Below are 23193 nucleotides of genomic sequence, written 5' to 3'. Positions count from 1 at the left end.
TTCCTTTGACGAATGAATTATTTAACCTATATCAGCATAGCAGCCGACACATGATAGACAAGCTCGTTTTGCTAACGGTTCAATCCAGTGGCACTAAATAATGGGTTTAAGCTAAAACCAATGCTTAGGCGATGAACGCGGTTGTCGTAATCAATCATGCTTTCACCGTAGCCATAGTAATACTGCACGTGGGCTCGCAAATTGTTAAACGTGGGCCAGCTATAGTCGATCTGAGTACCATGATGCCCTGCGCTGGGGTTGCCTCGCCATTGGCCACTGATTTCATGATTGTTCTCAAGCCGCTTAGCAAGCCGAATATCGCCGTAACCCATATACCGCTCGATATCAGGATTATCGTCATCGCTTTCTGATTCTGGCACACGCCAATGGGGAGCTAATGTCAACGCCCAATCGCCGCGCTGAAAAATGCTTTCCAAATAGACGCGATTCCAGCTTCGCGAAAGTGGGTCAGAGCGACCGTTGGACTGATGGTTAAAGGACACTCGATTGCGTGTATTAACCCATCCTAAAGCGCTCCAGGCATTATCGAAGTCGATAAATATTTCGGGCTCGTAGTTGGTTTCCCGAAACGGTGAAGAGGCATCGGTATTGTATGCCTGCCACCAGCTGCGCTGGGTATAGCCGAAGTAGACATCTCCCACACGACCGAAAATATCTTCCGCTAAATTTACCTTAACGCTGAGCTGAAACTTGACTTCGTTACTATCAGGCCCGGCATCAGTGGTGACATTGCGAAAATTCTCATTGTTTTGCTTGGCATTGTAACTAACCGGGAATAAGTAGTTAGTGCGATGCGTGGTAATAGAGAAGGGATTTCGAGTGGACTCTTGCTCCAATTGACGGCGTTCAATGAGATCCTCACGCGCCTGTTCCACAGGCAGCGTTTCATCAGCCACATCGGCTGATGTTTCATCAGACGCGTGCATTTGCTGCAACTGCTGGTTAAGTTGATAGCGCTCATTATCAAGCGCACGGATACGTGCTTCAATTTCTTCTTTCGATTCTGCTAATGCGGCGTTACCGAGCATTTCGGCGCTTAGCAATACCGTTAGACCGACCAACATCAGTTTTCGGATGACCATCTAGGTGGCTCGCAAATAGGGGAGAAACAATTATCAAGGTTGTTTCTATACACGCGGAGGGTGTAAGTCAACTCCTCTTCATTGCGCTTATCCTTAGAACGCCTGACAATAGCAACTGTTTCCGTATCGGCGGGTTTTAATAATGTCTGTGAGGGCATGATTGACGTGGTGAGATTTGCTGGCAGTTGGCTAGTTAGAAGCCTGTTTTTGCTGTGGGTATTGATGGCTTGCGTTCATGTTCACGCGGCCGATTACTCCCCACTTGACCGGGTACCCCCCCAAAAAGAGCTGGCCGAAAGGCTCGCCGAATTAGATGCGGCTGAAGGCGAACTTACACCCCAACAAGGGCGTGATAAAGATGCACTCGCAGCTGCCTTGCAGGCCTATGAGCGATTAAGCGCGGTTGAAGAGCGGTTGTCGGCATTAACTCAGCGTGTTGAACAGGCGCCAGAACAGCGGCAGCTCTTGGAGCGCCAACTCAATGACATTAACGATGATAGTCAGCAATTAAGCGTTACCGATTTAACCGACACGCCGCTTGATACACTCGAAGCGCAGCAGACGGATGCTGTCGTAGAGCTGCAACAGTTGCAGAGCCAACTGGCGGAAGTGAATTCGCAGCTTCTTTCTGCTCAAACCCTACCCGAGCGAGCTCAGCAGTCAATTTCTGAAGCGCTTCAGCGCATTGAAGTCTTACGTCGCCAGCACGATGAGCGGGAAGCGCTCCTGGCTGACCGGCAGCTTTCTGCTCTGAACGATGCTCAACTGATCCAGCTACGCCTAGAGCGCGCCTTGGCGGAGCGAGAGGTCACTTATAATCAGCGCGAGTTAAGCGCCAATAGCCGGTTACGTGAGCTGGCGCAGCAGCGGCGTGATCTGCTTTCAATGCAAATCGACCGTCAGGAGCAGCGCTTAAATTTACTACAGGGAGCGATTGATCGGCAGCGCCGACTGGAGTCGGAACAGGCGATCGCCGATGCCGCACGGGACGATCCTTTAATTGCCGAAGGGCATCCCGTTGTCTTACGTGCCCAGCAAATTAACCAAGAGCTTAGCTTGGAGCTGCTGCGTGCGACGGATCGTTCCAACAGCATTGTGCGTGAGAATATCGAAGCGCAGCGTCAGTTGGATCATGTGCGTCAGCTGCAGCGCAGTCTGAACGAGCAAATCGATGCTATCCGTGGCAGCCAGTTACTCTCACGGATTCTGCGTGAGCAGCGTCAATCATTGCCATCGATTGTGCCGCGTCGTGATCTTCAGGACGAAATTGCCGACCTGCGGCTAAAGCAGTTTGACTTGATTCGCCAGCGCGACCAGTTACGCCAAGGCGAGCGGCTGGCGACCCAGCGCCTGGAAGAGGCTGGCCTTGAGGTGACCCCCGGCTTGGTCAGTTCGCTTTCACGGCTTTACCAGTCGCGCCGTGAGCTGGTTGAACAATTAGAGCAATCTTATGGCAGCCTGCTAAGTGCTGCCATTGAGCTGCAGCTTAATCAGCAACAGCTATTGACCACTACCCGAGAGCTGCGTACGACCATCGATGAGCAGTTGTTTTGGGTGGCTAACAGCCGACCGCTGGATCTGAATTGGATGCGCCAACTGCCCCACAACGCGCGCCAGGAGTGGCGAGAAGGTGAGTGGCGAGCCATTTTGCCCAGCCACTGGAAGGGCGTTTCCTGGGAGGTGCTCAGCGGTGCCCCTCTGGTACTGGTAAGCCTGTTATTAGTGGGTTTGCGGCGGCGTATCAAGGCAGGTCTTGCTGCCATTCATTCACAGATTGGTCGCTTAAAAAGCGATACCCAACTGCATACCCCAAAAGCGGTGCTCTTAAACGCGCTGCTCGCGATCCCCGGGCCGCTAGCGCTGGCGGGCGTAGGACTAGGACTTAGCGCAACCCAGGGCGCATTGGCCCATAGCGTTTCACCAGCGTTGCTGCAATTGGCCTTAAGCTGGGCCGTGGTGGCGTGGGGGCGCAGGTTATTAGTGGCTGACGGCGTGGCCGAGCGACATTTTACCTGGTCGGCTCATTACAATGCTCGGCTGCGCGAACTGCTGCGTGGGCTAGGGTTAGCATTAGTGCCAGTGGTGGCCATTGCGGCCATGTCAGAACAGATGGAAACCCCATTGGCGATGCGGCCTGTCGCCATGGCGCTGATTACGGTAGGGCTTCTGGCCATGAGCTGGTGGCTAGCCCAGCTGATTTTGTCGCATATACCGTTTTTTGGCGTTCGTCTGTTTCGATTGATGCTGGGGCTTGCCATGGCATCCATACCGCTCGTGTTACTGGGGCTGATGGTATGGGGGTATGAATATACGGCGCTACGCCTGGTGGGCCGCTTTGCCATTACGCTGTACCTGCTGGGGCTATGGATTGTGGTCGAGGCAACGGTGGTGCGCAGCTTGGCCGTTGCCGCCAGGCGGCTTGCCTATCGACGCGCTCTGGCTCGCCGCCGGGCGCAGGTGCAGGAGGGGGCTGAAGGTGGGCTTGAAGTAGTGGAAGAGCCACCGCTGGATATGGAGAAAATCAACAGCCAGTCGCTGCGCCTTTCCAAACTGATTCTGCTGATTGGTTTCAGCGCACTTTTGTACCTGGTGTGGGCAGACCTGTTATCCGTGCTGGGTTATCTGGATCACGTCTCGCTATGGGATGCCGAAGAGGGCGATTTGGTTGGCGATACGCTGTCGATTTCCGATGTGTTTACGGCACTCTTGATTGTGGCCATTACTATTATCATGGCGGGCAACCTGCCGGGGCTTTTGGAGGTCATGGTGCTATCTCGCCTGGCGTTAAAGCAGGGTAGCGCCTACGCCATAAGCTCGCTGCTTTCCTATGCAATTGTAGGCACGGGCATTGTGATGGCGCTGGCGACGCTAGGCGTGTCGTGGGATAAACTGCAGTGGCTGGTGGCGGCGCTCAGCGTGGGCTTGGGGTTTGGCTTGCAGGAAATTTTTGCCAACTTCATTTCAGGTTTGATTATTCTTTTCGAGCGCCCTATTCGAATTGGCGACACGATTACGCTTGGCAACCTGCACGGTACCGTAAGCCGTATTCGGATACGCGCCACCACGGTTACAGACTTCGATCGTAAAGAGATCATTATCCCCAATAAGACCTTTGTCACCGATCAGCTGATCAACTGGTCGCTTTCCGATAACATCACTCGGGTGGTGTTGACCTACGGCGTTGCTCACGGTTCTGATTTAGACAAAGTGCATCGACTTTTGCGCCAGGCGGCTGACGAGAACGAGCGGGTGCTGGCTGACCCGGAACCCCAGGTTTTCTGCTTAAGCTATGGCAACCACAGCCTCAATTTTGAGCTGCGCATCTTTGTTAATGACCTGGTGGATCGCCTGTTTGCGGCGGATGAAGTGAACTGCCGGGTGGATCAGTTGTTCCGAGAGGCAGACGTTCGAGTCGCTTTCGAGCAGATGGATGTCTGGCTGCACCGTGACAAGGGGGAAGCCGCCAAGGTGCAGTCGATAAAGCGGCTGCCGCCCGCCACGCTTAGCTAGCCTTGTTTGATGGCGTGAAGAAGAAACTCCCGATTGCCGTCTCCACCGGTGATCGGGCTTTCCTGCCAGTGCTGTACGGCTAACCCGCAGGCGCTGCACGCCGTACGAATTTTCTCCTCAACAACCTTGTAGTCAGCCGCTCGACGAACCACTCCGCGCTTATCAAGCGCTCCTGGGGTTAATTCAAACTGCGGCTTGACCAGGGAAATAAGTTCACCGCTAGGCGGCAGCAGCGCAGCGATTTCAGGCAGGATCAGGGTTTGTGAAATAAACGAAACGTCCATCACCGCGATATCAAGCGGGAGTGTCGCGATAGCTTCTTGGAGCGCTGGGGATGTGCTCATATGCCTGGCATTGAGGCCTTCCAGGCACGTCACCCGCGGGTCAGAGCGAAGTGAATCGGCAAGCTGCCCGTGGCCCACTTCAACCCCCATCACGTGACGTGCACCATAGTGCAGCGCGCAGTCGGTAAAGCCCCCTGTTGACTGGCCAACGTCCAGCACGACTAGTCCATCAAGGCGTTTATTTAAAACGTCCAGTACGCTTTCAAGTTTTAAACCCGCGCGCGAGGCGTAGCGCTCTTCCGGGTCATCATCGACCTGTAAGCGTGTCTCTATCGGCCATTTTTCTGAAGGTTTGATCAGCGCATGCGGGTGCGCCTCAAGGCGAACACGGCCATGGCGAATAAGTCGCTGGGCACGGGTACGCGAACTGGCAAGCCCCTGGCTCACCAGCAGTTGATCGAGTCGTAACATAGAAGACATGGGTTAATTAAGCGCGGTTATGGCTGATTAATTGACGAGTGGGCGCCTTCATTGGCCTGTAGCTCGGTGTCTGGCAAACGAGCGCCCCCCCAGCTGCGATATAGATACTGTTTGACGCCTTCAAGCTCTTCATCGGCTACTGTCGCCAGCTCACCGTGCTCCAGTGGATCAAAGTGATAGATATACAGCCGCGACGTAAACTGGTCAAAGGGCAGAGACGCCTCGCCAAAGCGCTCGCCGTTACCGGCAGTACTCACAACGACGCCATCTCCCCAATCCTGACCGCTGTCATTATTGGGGTTATAGAAATACAGGCGCATTATATCCGATGGATCAAGCGATGCGCGCAGTATTGTGATGGCATGCCAGCCAATGAAGCGGGCGGCGCTATCGGTAATCGCAATACCCGCCGGTTGAGGGTGGATAAGGGGCTGATTGCCATTGTAGAAAGGATGATAGCAGGCATAGAAATGGCGTATAAAAGAATCAATATTCGTCAGTTGCCCTGTGGCAACGTCAACATTGATACAAAATCCGCGGCCTGACCACCAGCCATGAAACTCAGGGTTGACCCAGCGGTGAGGGTCGCCTTCACGGCCAATACAGCGCCGGCCCATTTCTGCATAAATGCGGTCTAGCTGGGGCACCACAATCAGCGAAACGGGGTCTAGATCTATCGGGAGCTCTGTCGCCACCCCCGACTGGCTCTCTTTAGAGGAGATCGGCTGCCCCTCAAAATGTACGATGATTTCATCATCGCGCGCCGCCCAGGCGACCATTTGCAGCAAGTAATCCGGGTCGTTATACGCCCACATGGAAAGCGCCCTGGCCGACTGGCAGGTAGGGTTGTTGCCCTGACCTACGCCCAGAGGGAGGCCCAGCATGCATAAAACCCCTTCCAGAAGGCGTGCCCGCGGTGTGGTTAGTTCACCATAGGCGAGCATAAGGCGTGCCTGTGTCCAATCGGAAAGCGGCAGATTCAACTGGCGCCACATCGCGGGTGCCACCGGTGGCTGGTAAAGAATGCCCCGTTCAAGCAGCAGCGCCAAGCCATATACCGCTTGCGCGGTGGCCGGATAAATGGCGCTGCGGATCAGTGCATGAACCAGTTCGCGATAACACAGCAGGCAGTCGCGCCCGGTCGAGGAGAGGCCCATCGCCTCGGTGAGTAGATAGTCGCTCTCTTCAAGCAGATGGCGCATCAGCACGGCGTGGTAGGGGGAAACCAGCCCGGTATCGTGCATGGCGCGGGCAAACCCCGTGGCTTCAGCCTGTAAAGCCGAGGTATCCATGCGTTCAAGGCGCTCGCGATAGATGTCCACGCCTGGATCTTCACGGCAGGCCTGGGTAGGGCCGAAGAGTGAACTCACTAAGCGATCAGCGCCTTGCCCGCTGGCGCCCAGGTCAATATCCGGGTTTGCCTGACACAGCGCAATCTGGGTAATCATCTGCTTGATAGCGTCTACCTGAATAGGTCGCTGCTTCAAGATTCGCCAGATTTCATCGATCAATTGATCAATTACATGCTCATAGCCAATACGTTCGGCAAGATGGCTAAATAGCTGTCGAGTAATCGTCGAGAGCCGCCCTTGAGTTTCCCGCTCGGCTTCACTGGGCGTACCAAATAGCAGCCAGAGATTAATCGCCATGACCTGCGTCAGATAGTGGCGCGCCTGCTCCTGAGAGAGCAGTGAATGCTGATAGCCCCCTTTGGCCACAGCAAGCAAACGTAATTCGCTTAATGCCTCAATAACCACTACGTTGGCGTCGGCACTCTTCAGCGAGAACGTCGTGAGCGTAGGCACTAGATATTGAGGCGTTTCCCAGTCTGAACCTGCAAAAACGCCCGAAGCTTCAATGGCTGCCGCACGCGTTTCAAGCGCTGCACAGCCGCCGGGCTGTAATAACACCCGGCGGGCGGTGTCCAGTACCCGGGGTAGCTTTCCGGGCTTGGAAAAAGCGGGTGCGTCGGCTAATAGCGCCACCGCTTCGTCTAGTTTGTGCAGCAGCTCGTCAAGCTTGCCGACGTTTGAAAGCGACTCGATATGAGGCGTCACAATGACTCCTTGTCCCGGTAATAGCTGGGATTATACATAGAAGTCGAGGTCTTCCTGACGTTTAAGGAGATCGCGCATGGTATGTGCGTCATCGCCCTTGAAGTAAATCAGCCCCCAGTGGGTACCAAAAGCGGTGCGCTTAGTAACCGTTTCTTCAACCGGCGAGGTCAGCTCATGAGACTCAAAGTAAGCGTGATCTTCGGTCTCTTCCGGGATTTCAAGGCGGCTGACAACGCGACGTCGCGGGTAAACGCCGAAACAACCGGCAAACCCGTTGGCATCGACCACCTCCTTGGGAAAGAACGCGGTGATTTCGTCGGGAGTGCTTTTTGGATCAAACACCAGCATGGACGCTTGATAGGCGTTAAAGCCGTAAACACGTTCCAGCAGCTCAAATACTTTAAAGCCAGGCGGACGATAGGCGACTTCGCCAAAGTACATTTCGCCGTCGCTTGTAACGAAGTATTCGGGATGAATCAAGCCAAATTCAATATCGAAGGCCTTAATCAGCTTTTCAATCTGAGTCGTAATCTGATCACGGTATTTTTCAAGCTCGGGGGAGGCGGGCACAAACACGGAATAGCCTAGTGTTACGTATTCCGAAATATTCAAAAAGGCGATTTTGCCGTTATGAATCCACGCTTCAACCGCAAATTCCCATCCATCCAGGTGGGACTCCATCAACACCGGAAATTCCTCTTCAGGAATGGCATCAATCTCGTCAGGGGTGCGAATCACACGGTGCCCAAGGCAGCCCGCTTTATCAAACGCTTTAAGGTGAATAGGATCATTTGGATCGCCATCGAGCTTAAGCAGCGTCTGGTTGACGCGTTTCAAAAAACGTACAACGTCTTCTTTATCATGCGCTTCTTCAAAAATCCCCACGCGGATGCCACCCAGCTGGGCGCGCCGTTTCATCAAAGCTTTATCGCGCAGCAGCAGTGACTGGCCATAAAGGCGTGGATTATCAAGCAGAACGGAATTGATGGCGCCAGCCCATTCAACCGTTTCTTCAAACAGCGGAATCGCGACGTCTACGCCTTTTTCTTTAAGCGTTTCGGCAATTTCTAAAGAGCGGTCATTGAGGCGTTCGAAATTCCAGGCGACATGGGGTATTTCATGTTGCTGGCAATACTGCTCAGCCCAGTCAGGAGCCACCACGATATAGCGTCGGTCAAATTTTTCTGCTGCTTCGATGGCGTTTAGGCTCCAGCCAAGCAGTGCGATATAACCTTTATTTGGATCCTTCTGCATAATCGTTACTCCTGTAGGGGGGGTATGCCTTTCTTCTTCCTTCTCTTCTTCCTTCTATTCACCCTACACGATGCCCGTCATATCGGCTAATTAGCACTTCGTTAAATGGGCGGTTAGCGCTTATTAACGCTTTAAGACACGTGATCTAAGGCTCTACTGGTTGGGTTATGGTACGCTAAGGCCGGAAAATTTTACGTTCAAATGGCAAGAGGGATAGGCCAAGATGGCGGCCAAGCCGATTTATAGGGTGGTGGTTCACCAACAGGGTGAAATTTGGGATTTATACGTCCGCGAGATATTTCAAAGCGAACTCTGGGGCTTTATTGAAGTCGAGGAGTTTGTCTTTGACGATGCGTCACGGGTAGTCGTTGATCCTGCAACCGAAAAATTGCAGCGAACCTTCGAGGGCGTCAAGCGTAGTTACCTGCCTTTAAATGCGATTGTGCGTATTGATGAGGTGGAGCGCGAAGGACCTTTGAAGGCAGTTAAAAGCGATGCCCGCGTTGCTGAGTTTCCTCGTCCCTTTCCTCTACCGCCGCGTAGCGAAGGGTAAGCGCCCAAGACAAGCGCGACGCTGTTAGCGCTGGTGGCTTCGTCCGCCATGCAGCGTTTTTTTAATCAGGACATGACGTCATGCAAGCAGATAAATTTTGTTTCTCATGTGTTGCAGCCGCTGCCAGCGTGCTGCTAAGTGTGGCCAGTACACAGGCAATTGCACAAACCGATAATCAAGCCTGGGTAAGCGATGCGTTAAGCACCTATGTACGCAGCGGCCCCACTGATGGATATCGTATTATCGGTACGCTCAATGCGGGTGAGCAGGTAGAGGTACTGGAAGAAAGCGGTAATTACACGCGTGTGCGGGGTGGCAGCGGTGATACGGTATGGGTGCTGACTGATGAGCTTCAGGAAACCCCTAGCGCACGCGAGCAATTACCGGTTCTGCAAGACCGTGTCGATGAACTTACGGCTGAGCTTGCGGGGATCAACGATACCTGGGAGCAGCGTACTTCCTCCATGACCGAAACGCTGGAAATACGTGAACAGCGGATCAGCGACCTTGAAGCGCGCAACAATGAGCTGGATAGCGAAACCGAGCAGTCGCGCCAGCAGGTGCGTGCTTTACAGGCGCGTCTGGACACTCAGGAAGAAGACCTGCTGATGCGCTATTTCATGTATGGCGGTGGCGTGGCGGGTGCTGGCCTGCTCGTGGGGCTTATCGTGCCGCACTTGCCGCGTCGGCGTAAAAAGCGTGATCGCTGGTTCTAAGCTTGCCGCTGTTTCAAAGCCTGTAAAAAAGTGAAGGTGATCTCAATGAGTACTTCCTGGCGACAGCGTTGGCAAGAAGGCCGAATTGGTTTTCACTTGGATCAGCCGCACCCGGCGCTAGTTCACTACTGGCCCACGCTTGAGGTCGAGTCCGGCACGAAAGTGCTGGTTCCCTTATGCGGCAAAAGCCTGGATATGCGCTGGTTGGCGGAAGCTGGGCACCCCGTATTAGGAATTGAGCTGGCGCCGGAGGCGATTGAGCAGTTTCTGGCCCAGCGCTCGATTGGCGTATCACGCTACGCTCAAGCGGGGTTTGAAATCTCGCGCCAGGGGAGTGTGGAGCTTTGGTGCGGAGATTTTTTTCATCTCCACATACAGCAGGCAGCGGAGGTAGGTGCGTTTTATGATCGCGCCTCGCTCATCGCATTGCCGCCGGCAACGCGAGAACGCTATGCGTTTCACCTGGCTCAATTAGTTCCACCTGGTGCCAAAGGCTTGCTGGTCAGCATAACTCATCAGGATGATGAAGCAGGCCCGCCGTATAGCGTGCCCGGCGACGAAATAGCCCAGCTGTTTACGCCGAATTTTCGTGTAACGCTGTTAGAGAAGGGTAGCCCCGATGAGCGGGGCCGTACTGAATCGGTATGGTCGCTTAAGCGGCGCGGGCCACCGCTGTAGTGTGCCCCACGCTGCGTTAGCGGTCTTAACGGGCAAGCAGGCGGCCAAGTTCGGGGTCGTTGAATGCCCGGTTCAGGCCGTCGCTCAAAAGGTCATTGAGCATACGGGTGTTGGTGTCTTCACCCGGCTTGACTGCGTAGCCTTGAGTGCGGCGTGAGGTATAGGTGCCGGTGTACGTCGTGCCTTTATTTTTGGCAATCGCGCGGAAAACACCTTCAAGACGGGCCTCGTCCACTAACGGCTGGCCGCTGTCACCACGTCCGTAATGCAGGCTGGCAAGCTCAAGCGTCAGCGTAGGGCGGCCCTGGGCCTGCTCTGTTGTGGGGTTAAAGCCCATTTCGCGAACCGCACGCTCGGCTTCCGCCTGCAGCTGGGGAATCAGCTCGTGGCTGTTAACCGTGATTTGCGCGGTTGACATATTGCCACCCGCCCGCGTACCGATCACTTCACTTTCCCGGCCATCGACGGCAACAACTGTTACCTGCTGGCCTGATCCGGTTTGCGGTACGTTGCCACTGCGCTCTGGGCTAAGCTGAAGATATTGAGGGCTTGCACAGCCCGCTAACCAAACGCCTGCCAAAAGCACACCTGAAAGACGTAAAAACTGGCGCCGAAGCATATTTTTCTCCGCTATTACGGTTTGTTTCAAGAAGGTGTCTTTGAGAACGTGTCTTAAAAAACTGCCTTTGAGTTTCTCTATGCAAACTATGCCGCTGTTACGCCTTAAATACCAGCAAGATACCGTCAGCACTCATGAGTTTATGCTGATAAAGGTTGATGCTGGAATGACGTTTTAAACTACCCGTGACCGTTCTGCAGCCAGTGCTTCATCCTTAAAGCGGTGCCATTGGCGAGGGTAGGCATAGAGATGCTGCCCGCGGCGCATTTGAAGGCGCTCAAAATCAGCATGGCGCACGGTGGCAAGCCAAGGCTTGGCTAACCAGTCCGCCTCCAGTTCGACGCGCACTTCTGCACCCACTGGTGAAATGGCGGTGACCACTACCGGTAAATGGCAGGTGTCGCTTGGCTGCTCAGCCAGACGCACTTCATGCGGGCGCAGCAGCAGCTCTTCGGTGCCATTCGGCAGGTCAACGTGTAAATAGGCATCGCCACAGGTTAAAACGGCGTTATTAACGTTGCCTTCCAAGTGGTTTACATCGCCTAGAAACTCAAACACAAAGCGGTTTTTGGGCGAATGATAAAGCGTATCGGGGGCGTCAATTTGCTCAATACGCCCGTTACTCATCACCACGACACGGTCGGAAAGCTCCAGAGCCTCTTCCTGATCGTGGGTGACAAACACGCTGGTAAAGTTAAGCTCGCTATGCAGGCGGCGAAGCCAGCGGCGCAGGTCTTGACGGACTTTTGCATCGAGTGCACCAAACGGTTCATCAAGCAGCAGGACATCTGGTTTTACCGCTAGTGCACGGGCCAGTGAAACCCGCTGCTGCTGGCCGCCCGAAAGCTGTGCTGGGTAGCGCTTGGCCAAGTGCTCAAGCTGGACCATTTCCAGCAGGCGAAAAACGCGAGCGCGAATCTCACCGCTTGAAGGGCGCTCTTTTTTGGCCATTACCGTCAGGCCAAACGCGACGTTGTCATACACGCTCATATGACGGAAAAGTGCGTAGTGCTGAAATACGAAACCAATTCGCCGGTCACGCACGTGCACGTTGCTGACATCGCGGTCGCCGAACAGGATCCTGCCGGGTTCGGGCGAGCGGTCGGCGTTTTCAAGCCCCGCAATAATGCGTAGCAGGGTAGTTTTGCCCGAGCCTGACGGGCCCAATAAGCCCACCAGTTCGCCTTCATGGATATCCAGGTTGACGGGCTCAAGGGCCAGCGTTTTGCCAAAATGCTTTGCAATATTCTGTAAGCGAATGCTCATAAGAGCGCCTCCCGACGCGATGCGCGCCATTCCAAGCTTGCTTTGGCCGCCAGGGTAAGTAGAGCGATCAGGGCCAGCAGCGCGGCACAGGCAAAGGCGCCCACCGCGTTATAATCCTGGTAAAGCTGTTCAAGATGAAGGGGTAGCGTATTGGTTTGACCACGGATCGCGCCTGACACCACCGATACCGCGCCAAACTCACCCACCGCCCGGGCGTTGGTTAAAATGACCCCGTAAAGCAGCGCCCAGCGTATGTTGGGTAGCGTGACTCGCCAAAAGGTTATCCAGCCTTTCGCGCCCAGCGTAGCCGCAGCCTCTTCCTCGCGCGAGCCTTGCGCCTGCATCAGGGGAATAAGCTCGCGGGCAACAAATGGGCAGGTCACAAACACGGTGACCATCAAAATACCCGGCCAGGCAAACATCAGCTGAATATCATGACCATCCAGCCAGCTGCCTATCCAGCCATTGCGCCCGTAAAGCAGCAGATAAATAAGCCCTGCCACCACCGGTGAAACTGCAAACGGGATATCGATCAGGGTTTGCAGAATTCGCCTGCCCGGGAAGCTGAAGCGAGTGACCAGCCATGCCAGAGCAACGCCAAATATCAAACAGATAGGAATGGTAAGCAGGGCAATCCCGAGCGTTAAACCAATCGCATGCAGGGTGAAGTAATTGCTGACGTTAGACCAGAAAACCGCCATGCCCTGTGAAAACGCCTGGGCGAAGATAGCCACCAGTGGCAAAAGAAGAAACAGCGACGACAGTACTAACGCCGCGCCAATCAGCAGGCGTTTGACGGCCGGTGCATCACCGATTCGACGCATTAGCCTTTACCTCCGTGCAAGCGGCGGACAAAGCGGCCCTGCCAGACATTAATGGCAAGCAGTAGGGCAAGCGAAACGAACAGCACTACTGAGGCAATGGCAGACGCGCCCGCGTAGTCGTACTCCTGCAGCTTGACAAAAATCATCAAGGCGGTAATTTCAGTTTCGTAGGGCATATTGCCCGCGATAAAAATAATCGCGCCAAATTCGCCAAGCGAGCGCACAAAGGCAAGCCCCGTGCCAGTAACCAGGGCTGGCCACAAATGCGGCATGATGACCCGGCGAAAGGCGACCCCGTCGGTGGCACCTAGCGACATGGCGGCTTCATCGACTTCAGCAGGTAAATCCTCTAATACCGGCTGAACGGTGCGCACTACAAATGGAATGCTGGTGAACGCCATGGCAAGCGCAATACCCACCCAGGTGTAGGCGACCTGAAAGCCCAACGGCTCAAGCAGGCGTCCCATCCAGCCGCTGCCCGCATACAGGGTGGCGAGCGTAATACCTGCAACCGCCGTGGGTAGGGCAAAGGGCAGGTCCATCAGCGCATCAAGCAGGCGTTTGCCCGGAAACTCATAGCGAACCAGTACCCAGGCCAGCAGCAAGCCAAATACGGCATTGATCAAGGCGGCGACTGCTGCGGCACCGATGGTGACCATATAGCTTGCGACAATCCGCCCTTCGGTAATGATCGCCCAGTATTGAGCAAGGCTCAGATTGGAAAGTTGGCCAAACAGCCCCGTAATAGGCAATAAAAGTATCAGCGAGATAAATAGCACGCTGATACCCATTGAAAGACCAAAACCCGGCAACACGCGAGTGTTGCCGGTTAGACGTAATGCTCGGCTCATAATGTCTTGTTAACGACGCTGCAATTGATCAAGAAGTGCACCACTTTCAAAGTGATTGGTCATCGCCTCATCCCAGCTACCAAATACGTCTTCAACGTTGAACAGTTCGGTTTCCGGAAACTCGTCGGCAAATTCTTCAACCACGGTTTCATCGTGAACGCGGTAGTTAAATCCTGCTAGCAGGCGCTGAGTGTCTTCCTGATATAAAAACTCAAGGTAGCTCTGCGCAAGGTCGCTGTTGCCATTGCGCTCGGCATTCTCGCCAACCACGGCAACCGGGAATTCGGCAAGAATACTGATGGGCGGTACGATCACTTCGTAATCATCACTACCGTACTCGTTACGGATATTGTTAACTTCTGACTCGAAGCTGATCAGAACATCGCCGATACCACGTTCGATAAAGCTCGTGGTAGCGCCGCGGCCGCCCGTATCGAAAACCGAAACATTGGCCAGGAAAGTACGCATGAAGTCCTGAATCTGTTCATCATCGCCATCAAATTCCTGGTCAGCAAACCCCCAGGCAGCAAGATACGTATAACGACCGTTGCCTGACGTTTTAGGGTTCGGGAAAACAAGGCTGACGTCTTCTTTGGCCAGGTCGTCCCAGTTTTCGATGCCTTTGGGATTATCTTTGCGTACTAAAAAGGCGGTCGTCGAGTAGTAGGGCGAAGCGTTATTTTCAAATGCCTGCTGCCAGTCTTCTGCCACCAAGCCCGCATCTGCTAGCACCTGTACATCGGTTACCTGATTGAACGTGACCACGTCCGCCCGTAGTCCCTGCATGATAGCGCGTGCCTGTGCAGAAGAGCCGCCATGTGACTGGTTAATATTGATCTCTTCGCCATGCTCTTCTTGCCACCATGCCTGAAATTCAGGGTTGATAGCGCTGAACAGCTCACGGGCAATATCATAGGATGAGTTAAGCAGCTCACGTTCTTGCGCCATGGCGGGGCTGGCAATGCTGGCGCCCAATGCAATGGCAAGCAGGCTGCGGCGAAACAGTACAGGTAACGTCATGACAAGCTCCTAAAGGCGGTTGGCGATTCAAATGGCAATGGGCATAAGATAAGCCTGACATTATGGAATTACAATATCGGTTTTATATTCTTTTTGGAAATAACGCCGCGTCAAAACACACGTGATATATCTTTCAAAGCGCTAACGTTAGCGCTTAACCTTTGGGCACAACAAAACAGCGCCTGTTTTTTTGATTCGCTCTGTTAAAATGCGCGCTTTGCAAAGGGCGTCACCAGGTTTGTACCTGCACAAGCCAGTTAGCCCTTTTCCCATGATTAAAATGGTTAATCAGGAGTGCCCCATGAGCGTTAAGCATGATTATTTAATTGCCCCCTCAATTCTTTCGGCTGATTTTGCCCGCTTGGGGGAAGAGGTGGATAACGTGCTGGCCGCCGGGGCTGACGTTGTTCATTTTGATGTCATGGACAACCACTACGTGCCTAACCTGACGATCGGGCCGATGGTATGCAAGGCGCTGCGCAACCATGGCGTGACCGCACCCATTGATGTGCATTTGATGGTCAAACCGGTGGATCGCATGATCAGTGATTTTATCGAGGCCGGGGCCAGCTACATTACCTTTCATCCTGAGGCTTCTGAACATATCGACCGTTCGCTTCAGTTGATTCGCGATGGCGGCTGTAAGGCGGGGCTAGTATTTAACCCGGCGACCTCGCTCTCTTATCTGGACTATGTCATGGACAAGATCGACATGGTGCTGTTGATGAGCGTCAACCCCGGGTTTGGCGGACAGTCGTTTATTCCCGCCACGCTCGATAAGCTGCGTGAGGCACGGGCGCGTATTGATGCTTCAAACAGGTCAATCCGGTTGGAAATCGATGGCGGTGTAAAGGTGGACAATATTGCCGAGATCGCCGCTGCCGGCGCGGATACTTTCGTTGCCGGCTCGGCGATCTTCAATGCCCGTCAAGAGAGCGACCCGCACGACTTCGATTCGGTAATGCGCTCGCTGCGTGATGCGTTGGCGAATCGCTGATCATCCACGATCAATGTAGTTTCATTCTGGGTTTCAAGTAGCGGTTCAACTTGTCCACCACCCAGGTGAGCCCAGTTCTGGGCACGCCATGAATCGAAACCTGGTGCATGCGGTAGAGCGAAGCGTAGGCGTTGCGCGCAAGCCAGCCTTCGAGGAAAAGCCCCCGGGAAGCGCCGCTGCGCATCAGGTTGCCGACGGCATCGTAACGGGCAAGCGATACCAGTGAACCTTTATTGCGAAACTTGAAAGGCTTGAGCGGCCTGCCTTCCAGAGCCTTGCCTAGATTGTCGGCCAGCACGCTGGCCTGCTGGCGCACCGCTTGTGCGGTCGGCGGCACCGTCGAGCCGTCTTCCTGAGGGCAGCTCGCGCAATCCCCCATGGCGAAGATGCTCGTATCATCCACGCTTTGCATGGTTTGCTCGACGCACACCTGGTTTTTCTTGTTCACCGAAAGCCCCAGGTCGGCAAGAAAATCCGGCGCCTTGATACCCGCGGCCCAGACGTTAAGATCGGTTTCGATCACCTCGCCATCCTTGGTCACCAACTGGTACTCCTGGGCCTCTTCGATGGCGGTTTCCACGTGAATGTTGACCCCCAGCTCGTCAAGCTCCTTGTGAACGGTCTGGCTGATACGTTCGGAAAGTGCGGGCAGAATACGCGGCGCCGCTTCGATCAAATGAACGCTGATCTGATTGTCGTCGACATCGGTCACGCCGTAGGCATTAAGCAGACGGGTGACATCCAGAAGCTCGGCGGCAAGCTCTACGCCAGTGGCGCCGGCGCCCACGATACCTACACTGAGGGTCGTGTGCTCTCTGAGCGTCGGGTCGGCATAGCGTAGGAAGGTGTTGATCATGTCGCGCTGAAAGGCCTTTGCCTGCAAAGGCGAATCAATAAAATGGCAATGCTCGGCAACGCCTTGCGTGCCGAAATCGTTCGACACGCTTCCCAGTGAAAGCACCAGGTAATCGTAGGCGAGGGTACGCTCGGGCAGCACCTCTTTGCCGTCTTCATCCACAATGGCAGCGAGGTTGAGCGTCTTGTTGTCGCGGTCAAGTCCAGCCAGAGAGCCGCGTTGGTAGCGGTAGCCATGCGTACTCGAGTGGCCGCGAAAGTCGACCTCATCCATGGTGGAGTTCAAGATGCCAGTGGCAAGTTCGTGCAGCAAGGGTTTCCATACGTGAGTGGCGCTGCGATCCAGCAAAACCACCTCCGCGCGCTTGCGCTTGCCCAGCGTATGGCCTAGCCGGGTCGCGAGGGCTAGGCCGCCCGCGCCGCCACCGACAATAACAATTCGAGGTATGCCCATTGGTTTCTCCTTGGCTTAGCTTGCTTGAGCATAGAAGCTTCCAGCGCATCTGACTAATGCATCAGCACTTTTACATCAGTAAGATGCTGAACTAACGGCCTAATGAATCATTGGCTGCCGCCTCGTGGTTAAACGCTTTTGCCAAACGCATCTTCAAGGAGTATGTACATGCATCCCATACTAAACGACAAGCGGCTAGTCGCCTTCGACCTGGACGGCACGCTGATCGACTCTGTGCCGGATCTTGCAGTCGCGGTGCAGCTGACATTAGGTAAGCTTGATTTACCTTTACCAACCGAGGAGCGGGTGCGCGATTGGGTCGGCAATGGCGCGCCGGTGCTGGTTGAGCGCGCCCTTACCTGGGCATTGGGACATCCGCCAGAGGAGAATTTTCAAGCACGCGCTCTTGATACGTTTATGGAATATTACGCCGCCGCGCCTAATGCATTAACGACGCTATATCCAGGCGTAAAACAAGCGCTGGAAGCGCTTCATCGTGCGGGCTTTACGTTTGCCCTGATTACCAATAAGCCCGAGCAGTTTATTAAGCCGATTCTTGAGCACTTTGGTTTGCTCGAGTGGTTTTCGCTGTGGGTCGGGGGAGACACGCTGGCCGAGAAAAAACCTTCGCCGTTGCCGCTTTTATATATTGCTAAGGCGTGTAATGTTGCCCCTAGCGAATGCCTGATGGTGGGTGATTCACGCCACGATATTGAAGCGGGCAAGGCCGCAGGCTTTGCAACGCTTGCCTTGCCGTATGGTTATAACCATGGTGCCCCAATTGAGCTTAGTCAGCCGGATGTTGTGCTTTCATCGCTGCTCGCGCTGTTGGAACCTGAAACTGAGCAGGCCTATGCCCAGTAGCGGTGTCGCTACTCAGGGCGCGCGCCGCCTAGCGCTTCATGGATGAGTTCGGTGTTATGACGCATCATGGCGGGGTAGTTATAGGCCGGTTTGTCCTGGCTGCTTAATGAATCAACATACAGCGGGCCTGCCAGCGCAATTCCCGTCTCTCGCGCCAAGGCATCCATATGGATGCAGTCGACAGTGCTCTCATAAAATAGCGCCGGTGGGCGGGTCGCATTTAAACGTTCACTCATTTTGGCCATGGCATCGGCGTTACCTTGAGTCTCGTTATTCATTCCCCAAATAGCGGCGTATTCAAAGCCGTAGGCGCGTGCAAAGTAGCCTAAGCCTGCCTCGCTGGTAAACAGAGAGCGGTTGGTATTGGGGACGCCGTCCAGGCGCTGCTCAATCATCTTGTCGAGCGTTTTTAATGCGTCATAGGTTTCTTCAGCGCGGGCATAAAACGCGTCGGCTTTTGCTGGGTAATGCTCTGCTAAGGTTTCAGCAATCACTTCGATATAGGCGGCAGCGCCTTGCGGGTCCATCCACATATGCGGGTCGACCGCCCCTTTATATTGGCCTGTGGTGATGGCTAGCGGAATAATGTCGGCGTTTTCTGCAACGCTTTTAAGGACAAGCGAGTCATCAGACATGGCCACGACATGACGTAGCCAGGGCTCTAATCCAAAGCCGTTATAAAACATAATATCGGCTTTTTCGATGGCCAAAACGTTGGGCGGCGTTAGCTCCCAGCTATGGACATCAGCACCGGTGGGCACGATAACGCTTACCTGAATATCGTCGCCTGCAATGCGCTTAACCAGATCTTCAAGGACTGGAAAAGAAGCGATGACATTGAGTGTTGAGCCGCTTGCTAGCGGTGATGCGCTCATAAAAATACTTAACACGAGCGTGCGTACCCAGGTCACTCGCTTTTGCATTTTACGCTCCCACTCGATTAAAGGCTCAAGATAATAAAGACTGCTGCGCCCTATGGCTAGTTCCTGAGCGTTTAAAATTGGTTATAAGCTGTTGTTATTAATAGTATAAGACTTGTAGAAGGAAACGTTTAATTGGTCGATTTGCAACTTATTTATGCTTAGAAAGGATATTGTGATCATGGCGCGTGGTGTTTAATACACGAGCATGCTAACTAAAAATAGTAATGCTGATCACCTATTTCCATCATAAAAAGTCTGTTCCATAACAATCTGTTTCATAACAAAGGGCCTGAGAATATCAAATTAGAAAAATATAAGGTTGGAAAAATGTTCTACCCTTGAGGTTGTTTCACCCAAGGAGAAGGACGATGAGCGAATTTTATAAAGTGCAGGAGCGCAACGGTGAATTTCACGTGATTGATACGCGACCCGATGACTCTCAAACCGATGAAACCTCCGTGGTTTCCTATTCCACTCGCCAAGAGGCCGAAGGCGAAGCCAAGCGTCTTAACGAAAACTCTTTAGGTTAAATTACTTAGGCTACGGTACTCGGCACCAACGTCAAAACAGAAAGCCTGCGGGCTTTCTGTTTTTTAAAGGCTGCTGTTTTAAATTGAACTGTTTGGAAAGAATTACTTTTTCTTTCTCATGAACGGAAAAATCTTTGCCATAGCGTTGGCGAGCTGTTGATCAATGGGGGTGTGGTCCAGGCTCACCGCGGCTCGGGCAGCGGTATACGTCCCTTTATACTCTCGGGCGATTTCGCTATCGGGCACGCTGTCAGGTATTTTTTCCTTGTCCCGAATTATATCGATGACGGCCTTATCCATGGCGTTCTCCTATTAAGTGAATGCCTTCTTCAGCATAGACCAGTACGGCTAAAAATTTGCAACGTCGCAACGGCCATAGCGATTACCTTCATCCAACGATACAATCCCTTGATTAAGCGCATCTGCAAATAATGGTGTAGGTGAGTAAAGAGCTGAGTAATAAGGTGGGTATCTCGGGTGAGTTATAAGGTAATCAGTGGGTTATGATTAAAAAAGTCTTGATGCTCGATAACTATGACAGCTTCACCTTTAACATTGTCCAATATCTAAGCGAATTGGGCGCTGAGGTGGTGACCCACCGTAACGATGCGATTAGCATCGAGCAAATTGAAGCGCTGTCGCCCACGCATCTGGTTATTTCCCCTGGCCCCTGTACGCCAAACGAGGCCGGTATTTCAATGGCGGCAATTGGCTATTTTGCCGGGAAGCTACCTATTCTGGGTGTCTGCTTGGGACATCAGGCCATCGGTCAGGTGTATGGTGGCCAAGTGATTCGTGCTCCTAAGGTGATGCATGGTAAAACGTCAGCTGTTTTACATTTGAACCAAGGTGTCTTTGAAGGTTTGGATAACCCGGTTGAAGTGACTCGCTATCACTCATTAGTCGTTGATAAGGAGACACTGCCCAGTTGCCTGGAAGTGACCGCTTGGACAGTAGACGATGATGTGACGCCAGGTTTGATCATGGGGTTACGCCATCGCACAATGGATGTAGAAGGGGTTCAGTTTCACCCTGAATCAATACTCACTCGCCAAGGCCATGAGCTGTTGGCTAATTTTTTAAAACGTGGCTGATTGCCTGTTTCACACGCTTTAGAGGCTCCTCTGCTCATGCAAATGCGAGATGCAATTAATGCGGTGATACACCGCGAGAACCTCCCTTTTGATGTAATGCATGCTTTGATGCGGCAAATAATGACGGGCGTTGCCACCGACGCTCAGGTGGGCGGCTTGCTGGTCGGGCTTGCCATGAAGGGAGAAAGCGCTGAGGAGATTAGCGCGGCCGCCCAGGTAATGCGCGATTTGATGCGGCGCGTTCAGCTTAATGCTGAAAACGTGGTGGATATTGTCGGCACCGGTGGTGACGGCGCTAATTTGTTTAATGTATCCACCGCTTCAAGCTTTGTAGCCGCGGCGGCAGGCGCCCACGTCGCGAAGCACGGAAATCGCAGCGTTTCCTCATCATCAGGCAGTGCGGATCTTTTTGATATCGCAGGCATTTACCTGGATCTTAAGCCCGAGCAGGTAGCCCGCTGTATTGAGCAGGTGGGGGTTGGCTTCATGTTTGCGCCTAACCATCACCCAGCAATGCGTTATGCCATCGGCCCGCGTCGTGAAATGGGTGTACGCACGCTATTTAATATTCTGGGGCCGTTGACCAATCCGGCGGGTGCGCCTAATCAGGTCGTGGGTGTGTACTCCCCTGAGCTGGTGCCGCTTATGGCCGAAGTGCTTAAAAAGCTAGGCAGTCGCCATGTCATGGTCGTCCACTCTGATGATGGGCTGGATGAAATCTCCCTGGCCGCACCGACTCAAGTCGCTGAGCTTAAAGACGGTGAGATTACCCAGTACACGGTTACGCCTGAAGTATTGGGCATTGAGCGCCAAAGCCTGGCAACACTAAAGGCGGCCAATGCAGAAGATAGTCTGCGATTGGTGAAGGCAGCCTTGAGTGGTGAGGGAGCAGCTGCCGACATGGTATCGCTCAATGCTGGCGCCGCGCTTTACTGCGCCGGCGTAGCCGATAACTTGAAAGAGGGCGTAATGATTGCCCAGGATGCGCAGGCGTCTAAATTGCCGCTCGAGAAACTCAGAGAGCTTTCTCACTTCACCAGCGTTTTTAAAGGGTAATTGATCGCCATGACTCAACAGACAACGCCGACTATTTTAACGCGTATCCTGGCGCGTAAAGATCAGGAAGTCGCGGAGCGTCAGCAGGCGGTTTCTGAAGCTGACTTGCTAGCCTTGGCCGAGAAGCAAAGCGCCCCGCGCGGCTTTATCAACGCGCTTAATCAGCGTATTGCAGCGGGCGACCCGGCGATTATCGCGGAAGTGAAAAAAGCCTCACCCTCCAAAGGGGTTATTCGTGAAGAGTTTCATCCTGCGGATATTGCCAAAAGCTATGCCCAGGGCGGCGCGGCTTGCTTGTCGGTGCTGACCGATGCTGACTTTTTCCAGGGCCACGAAGATTATTTGATCGCTGCGCGGGATGTATGCGAGCTGCCGGTCATTCGTAAAGACTTTATTACCCACGGCTATCAGGTTAGCGAGGCACGAGCGATTGGCGCCGACTGTATTTTGCTGATTGTGGCGGCTCTTGATGATACCCAGCTGCGTGACCTGCACCAGCAGGCCAACCAGCTGGGTATGGATGTACTCGTGGAAGTACATGATGCCGAGGAGCTTAACCGGGCGCTCAAGCTCGATTTAGCGCTGGTGGGGATTAATAATCGCAATCTGCATACCTTCGATACCAGCCTGAATACCACGCTGGATTTACTGGCGCAGATTCCCGATAACGTCACCGTGATCACCGAATCGGGTATCCATACCCGAGACGATGTTCAACTGATGCGCGACCATCGCGTCAATGGCTTTTTGGTAGGTGAGGCCTTTATGCGCCAGCCCGACCCAGGCCAGGCGCTTAAAAACCTGTTTTTCTAACCCGCCGTTAGCTCCTCTTACTGACTGTCAGCACTGCGTAGCACGTTCAGCAGGGCCTGCAGCGGGTGGGGGAGCACTAGATGGGAAAAGCGCTTGACCTGGCTGCGGCACGAATAGCCCGTCGCTAGCAGTTTGCCCGCGTTTTCAGAGGCTTCAACCTGCGGCTGCCAGGATTGGGCATAAATCGTTTTGGACGTTTCTGCGTTACGGGTTTCATGGCCATAGGTGCCTGACATTCCACAGCAGCCCGTCGCTGCCAGCTCAAGCGTGAGCCCAAACGCGGAAAATATCTGCTGCCATGCTTTCGGGCTGCCCGGTGCATTGGTCTTCTCTGTGCAGTGAGACAGCAGCGTAAAGCCGGGATCGCTCAGGGAAAGATGATTGGGTGCTAT

General features: G+C 53.7%; 22 protein-coding genes and 1 pseudogene. 10 read left to right on the top strand and 13 right to left on the bottom strand.

The window, feature by feature from the left end; all coding sequences use genetic code 11:
* Positions 1-71: 71 nt before the first annotated feature.
* The gene (locus tag ACT3XD_RS16460) at positions 72-1103 is read right to left on the bottom strand and encodes a phospholipase A (protein ID WP_192539214.1); all 1032 of its coding nucleotides are present in this window, start codon (positions 1101-1103) and stop codon (positions 72-74) included.
* Between the two features lie 156 nt (positions 1104-1259).
* On the opposite strand from ACT3XD_RS16460, the gene mscK reads away from it, so the two are divergent.
* Entirely contained in the window at positions 1260-4613 is a 3354-nt protein-coding gene (mscK, locus tag ACT3XD_RS16455) for a mechanosensitive channel MscK (RefSeq protein ID WP_444280614.1), read from the top strand.
* Here the strand turns inward: mscK and ACT3XD_RS16450 are convergent.
* Genes ACT3XD_RS16450 through ACT3XD_RS16440 form a run of 3 tightly spaced genes read right to left on the bottom strand, consistent with a single transcriptional unit; the run spans position 4610 to position 8688 of the window.
* Entirely contained in the window at positions 4610-5368 is a 759-nt protein-coding gene (locus tag ACT3XD_RS16450; RefSeq protein WP_192539234.1) for a TlyA family RNA methyltransferase, read from the bottom strand. The genes mscK and ACT3XD_RS16450 overlap by 4 nt on opposite strands.
* Positions 5369-5394: 26 nt before the next feature.
* On the bottom strand, positions 5395-7434 hold the full coding sequence (locus ACT3XD_RS16445) for a hypothetical protein (protein ID WP_192539216.1): 2040 nt from the start codon (positions 7432-7434) through the stop codon (positions 5395-5397).
* 30 nt (positions 7435-7464) lie between these two features.
* Positions 7465-8688, bottom strand: coding sequence for an ATP-grasp domain-containing protein (locus tag ACT3XD_RS16440; protein WP_192539217.1), 1224 nt, complete (start codon positions 8686-8688; stop codon positions 7465-7467).
* Positions 8689-8911: 223 nt separating this feature from the next.
* On the opposite strand from ACT3XD_RS16440, the gene ACT3XD_RS16435 reads away from it, so the two are divergent.
* The 3 genes from ACT3XD_RS16435 (at position 8912) to ACT3XD_RS16425 (ending at position 10635) form a co-directional block, all read left to right on the top strand.
* Positions 8912-9241 (top strand): DUF1820 family protein, encoded by a 330-nt coding sequence (locus ACT3XD_RS16435; RefSeq protein WP_018916745.1) that lies wholly within the window; start codon positions 8912-8914, stop codon positions 9239-9241.
* Between the two features lie 80 nt (positions 9242-9321).
* Positions 9322-9957, top strand: coding sequence for a TIGR04211 family SH3 domain-containing protein (locus ACT3XD_RS16430; RefSeq protein WP_192539218.1), 636 nt, complete (start codon positions 9322-9324; stop codon positions 9955-9957).
* A gap of 45 nt (positions 9958-10002) precedes the next feature.
* Positions 10003-10635 (top strand): thiopurine S-methyltransferase, encoded by a 633-nt coding sequence (locus ACT3XD_RS16425; RefSeq protein WP_192539219.1) that lies wholly within the window; start codon positions 10003-10005, stop codon positions 10633-10635.
* Between the two features lie 25 nt (positions 10636-10660).
* Here the strand turns inward: ACT3XD_RS16425 and ACT3XD_RS16420 are convergent, their stop codons facing one another.
* From ACT3XD_RS16420 to cysP, 5 genes are all read right to left on the bottom strand, one after another.
* On the bottom strand, positions 10661-11254 hold the full coding sequence (locus ACT3XD_RS16420; RefSeq protein WP_192539220.1) for a YajG family lipoprotein: 594 nt from the start codon (positions 11252-11254) through the stop codon (positions 10661-10663).
* A gap of 174 nt (positions 11255-11428) precedes the next feature.
* Positions 11429-12520, bottom strand: a complete 1092-nt coding sequence (locus tag ACT3XD_RS16415; protein ID WP_192539221.1) for a sulfate/molybdate ABC transporter ATP-binding protein — start codon at positions 12518-12520, stop codon at positions 11429-11431.
* A complete protein-coding gene (cysW, locus tag ACT3XD_RS16410; RefSeq protein WP_192539222.1) occupies positions 12517-13344 on the bottom strand; it encodes a sulfate ABC transporter permease subunit CysW in 828 nt (275 codons plus the stop codon). Before cysW ends, ACT3XD_RS16415 begins: the two co-directional genes overlap by 4 nt.
* Complete coding sequence (gene cysT, locus ACT3XD_RS16405; RefSeq protein WP_192539223.1) at positions 13344-14195, bottom strand: sulfate ABC transporter permease subunit CysT; 852 nt, start codon at positions 14193-14195, stop codon at positions 13344-13346. The genes cysW and cysT overlap by 1 nt, the downstream gene beginning before the upstream one ends.
* A gap of 9 nt (positions 14196-14204) precedes the next feature.
* Positions 14205-15215, bottom strand: coding sequence for a thiosulfate ABC transporter substrate-binding protein CysP (cysP, locus tag ACT3XD_RS16400; protein WP_192539224.1), 1011 nt, complete (start codon positions 15213-15215; stop codon positions 14205-14207).
* Positions 15216-15516: 301 nt separating this feature from the next.
* Here cysP and rpe point away from each other — a divergent pair, with 301 nt between their 5' ends.
* Positions 15517-16212 carry a ribulose-phosphate 3-epimerase gene (rpe, locus tag ACT3XD_RS16395; RefSeq protein ID WP_192539225.1) on the top strand — a complete coding sequence of 232 codons (696 nt, stop codon included), beginning with the start codon at positions 15517-15519 and terminating at the stop codon, positions 16210-16212.
* Positions 16213-16222: 10 nt separating this feature from the next.
* On the opposite strand, the gene ACT3XD_RS16390 is transcribed toward rpe, so the two are convergent.
* The gene (locus ACT3XD_RS16390) at positions 16223-17521 is read right to left on the bottom strand and encodes an NAD(P)/FAD-dependent oxidoreductase (protein ID WP_192539226.1); all 1299 of its coding nucleotides are present in this window, start codon (positions 17519-17521) and stop codon (positions 16223-16225) included.
* Positions 17522-17689: 168 nt separating this feature from the next.
* Between ACT3XD_RS16390 and ACT3XD_RS16385 the strand changes: the two genes are divergently transcribed.
* A complete protein-coding gene (locus ACT3XD_RS16385; RefSeq protein ID WP_192539227.1) occupies positions 17690-18385 on the top strand; it encodes a phosphoglycolate phosphatase in 696 nt (231 codons plus the stop codon).
* Between the two features lie 8 nt (positions 18386-18393).
* On the opposite strand, the gene ACT3XD_RS16380 is transcribed toward ACT3XD_RS16385, so the two are convergent.
* Positions 18394-19308 carry a metal ABC transporter solute-binding protein, Zn/Mn family gene (locus ACT3XD_RS16380; RefSeq protein WP_192539228.1) on the bottom strand — a complete coding sequence of 305 codons (915 nt, stop codon included), beginning with the start codon at positions 19306-19308 and terminating at the stop codon, positions 18394-18396.
* A gap of 368 nt (positions 19309-19676) precedes the next feature.
* Between ACT3XD_RS16380 and ACT3XD_RS16375 the strand changes: the two genes are divergently transcribed.
* Positions 19677-19838: a hypothetical protein gene (locus ACT3XD_RS16375; protein WP_192539229.1), complete on the top strand. Its 162-nt coding sequence runs from the start codon at positions 19677-19679 to the stop codon at positions 19836-19838.
* A 102-nt stretch (positions 19839-19940) separates the two neighbouring features.
* Here ACT3XD_RS16375 and ACT3XD_RS16370 read toward each other — a convergent pair whose 3' ends face one another.
* Positions 19941-20138, bottom strand: coding sequence for a hypothetical protein (locus ACT3XD_RS16370; protein WP_018916758.1), 198 nt, complete (start codon positions 20136-20138; stop codon positions 19941-19943).
* 203 nt (positions 20139-20341) lie between these two features.
* Here ACT3XD_RS16370 and ACT3XD_RS16365 point away from each other — a divergent pair, with 203 nt between their 5' ends.
* Genes ACT3XD_RS16365 through trpC form a run of 3 tightly spaced genes read left to right on the top strand, consistent with a single transcriptional unit; the run spans position 20342 to position 22801 of the window.
* The gene (locus tag ACT3XD_RS16365; protein WP_192539230.1) at positions 20342-20932 is read left to right on the top strand and encodes an anthranilate synthase component II; all 591 of its coding nucleotides are present in this window, start codon (positions 20342-20344) and stop codon (positions 20930-20932) included.
* Between the two features lie 36 nt (positions 20933-20968).
* Positions 20969-21988 carry an anthranilate phosphoribosyltransferase gene (trpD, locus tag ACT3XD_RS16360; RefSeq protein ID WP_192539231.1) on the top strand — a complete coding sequence of 340 codons (1020 nt, stop codon included), beginning with the start codon at positions 20969-20971 and terminating at the stop codon, positions 21986-21988.
* 9 nt (positions 21989-21997) lie between these two features.
* On the top strand, positions 21998-22801 hold the full coding sequence (trpC, locus tag ACT3XD_RS16355; protein ID WP_192539232.1) for an indole-3-glycerol phosphate synthase TrpC: 804 nt from the start codon (positions 21998-22000) through the stop codon (positions 22799-22801).
* A 17-nt stretch (positions 22802-22818) separates the two neighbouring features.
* Here trpC and ACT3XD_RS16350 read toward each other — a convergent pair.
* A pseudogene (locus ACT3XD_RS16350) lies at positions 22819-23193 on the bottom strand (FAD-binding oxidoreductase); the annotation flags it as partial.

This window comes from Halomonas sp. AOP7-B1-5, from assembly GCF_052353045.1.
In the GTDB taxonomy this organism is placed as follows: Bacteria; Pseudomonadota; Gammaproteobacteria; order Pseudomonadales; family Halomonadaceae; genus Vreelandella; species Vreelandella colorata.
This window is presented reverse-complemented; position numbering and strand designations above follow the sequence as displayed.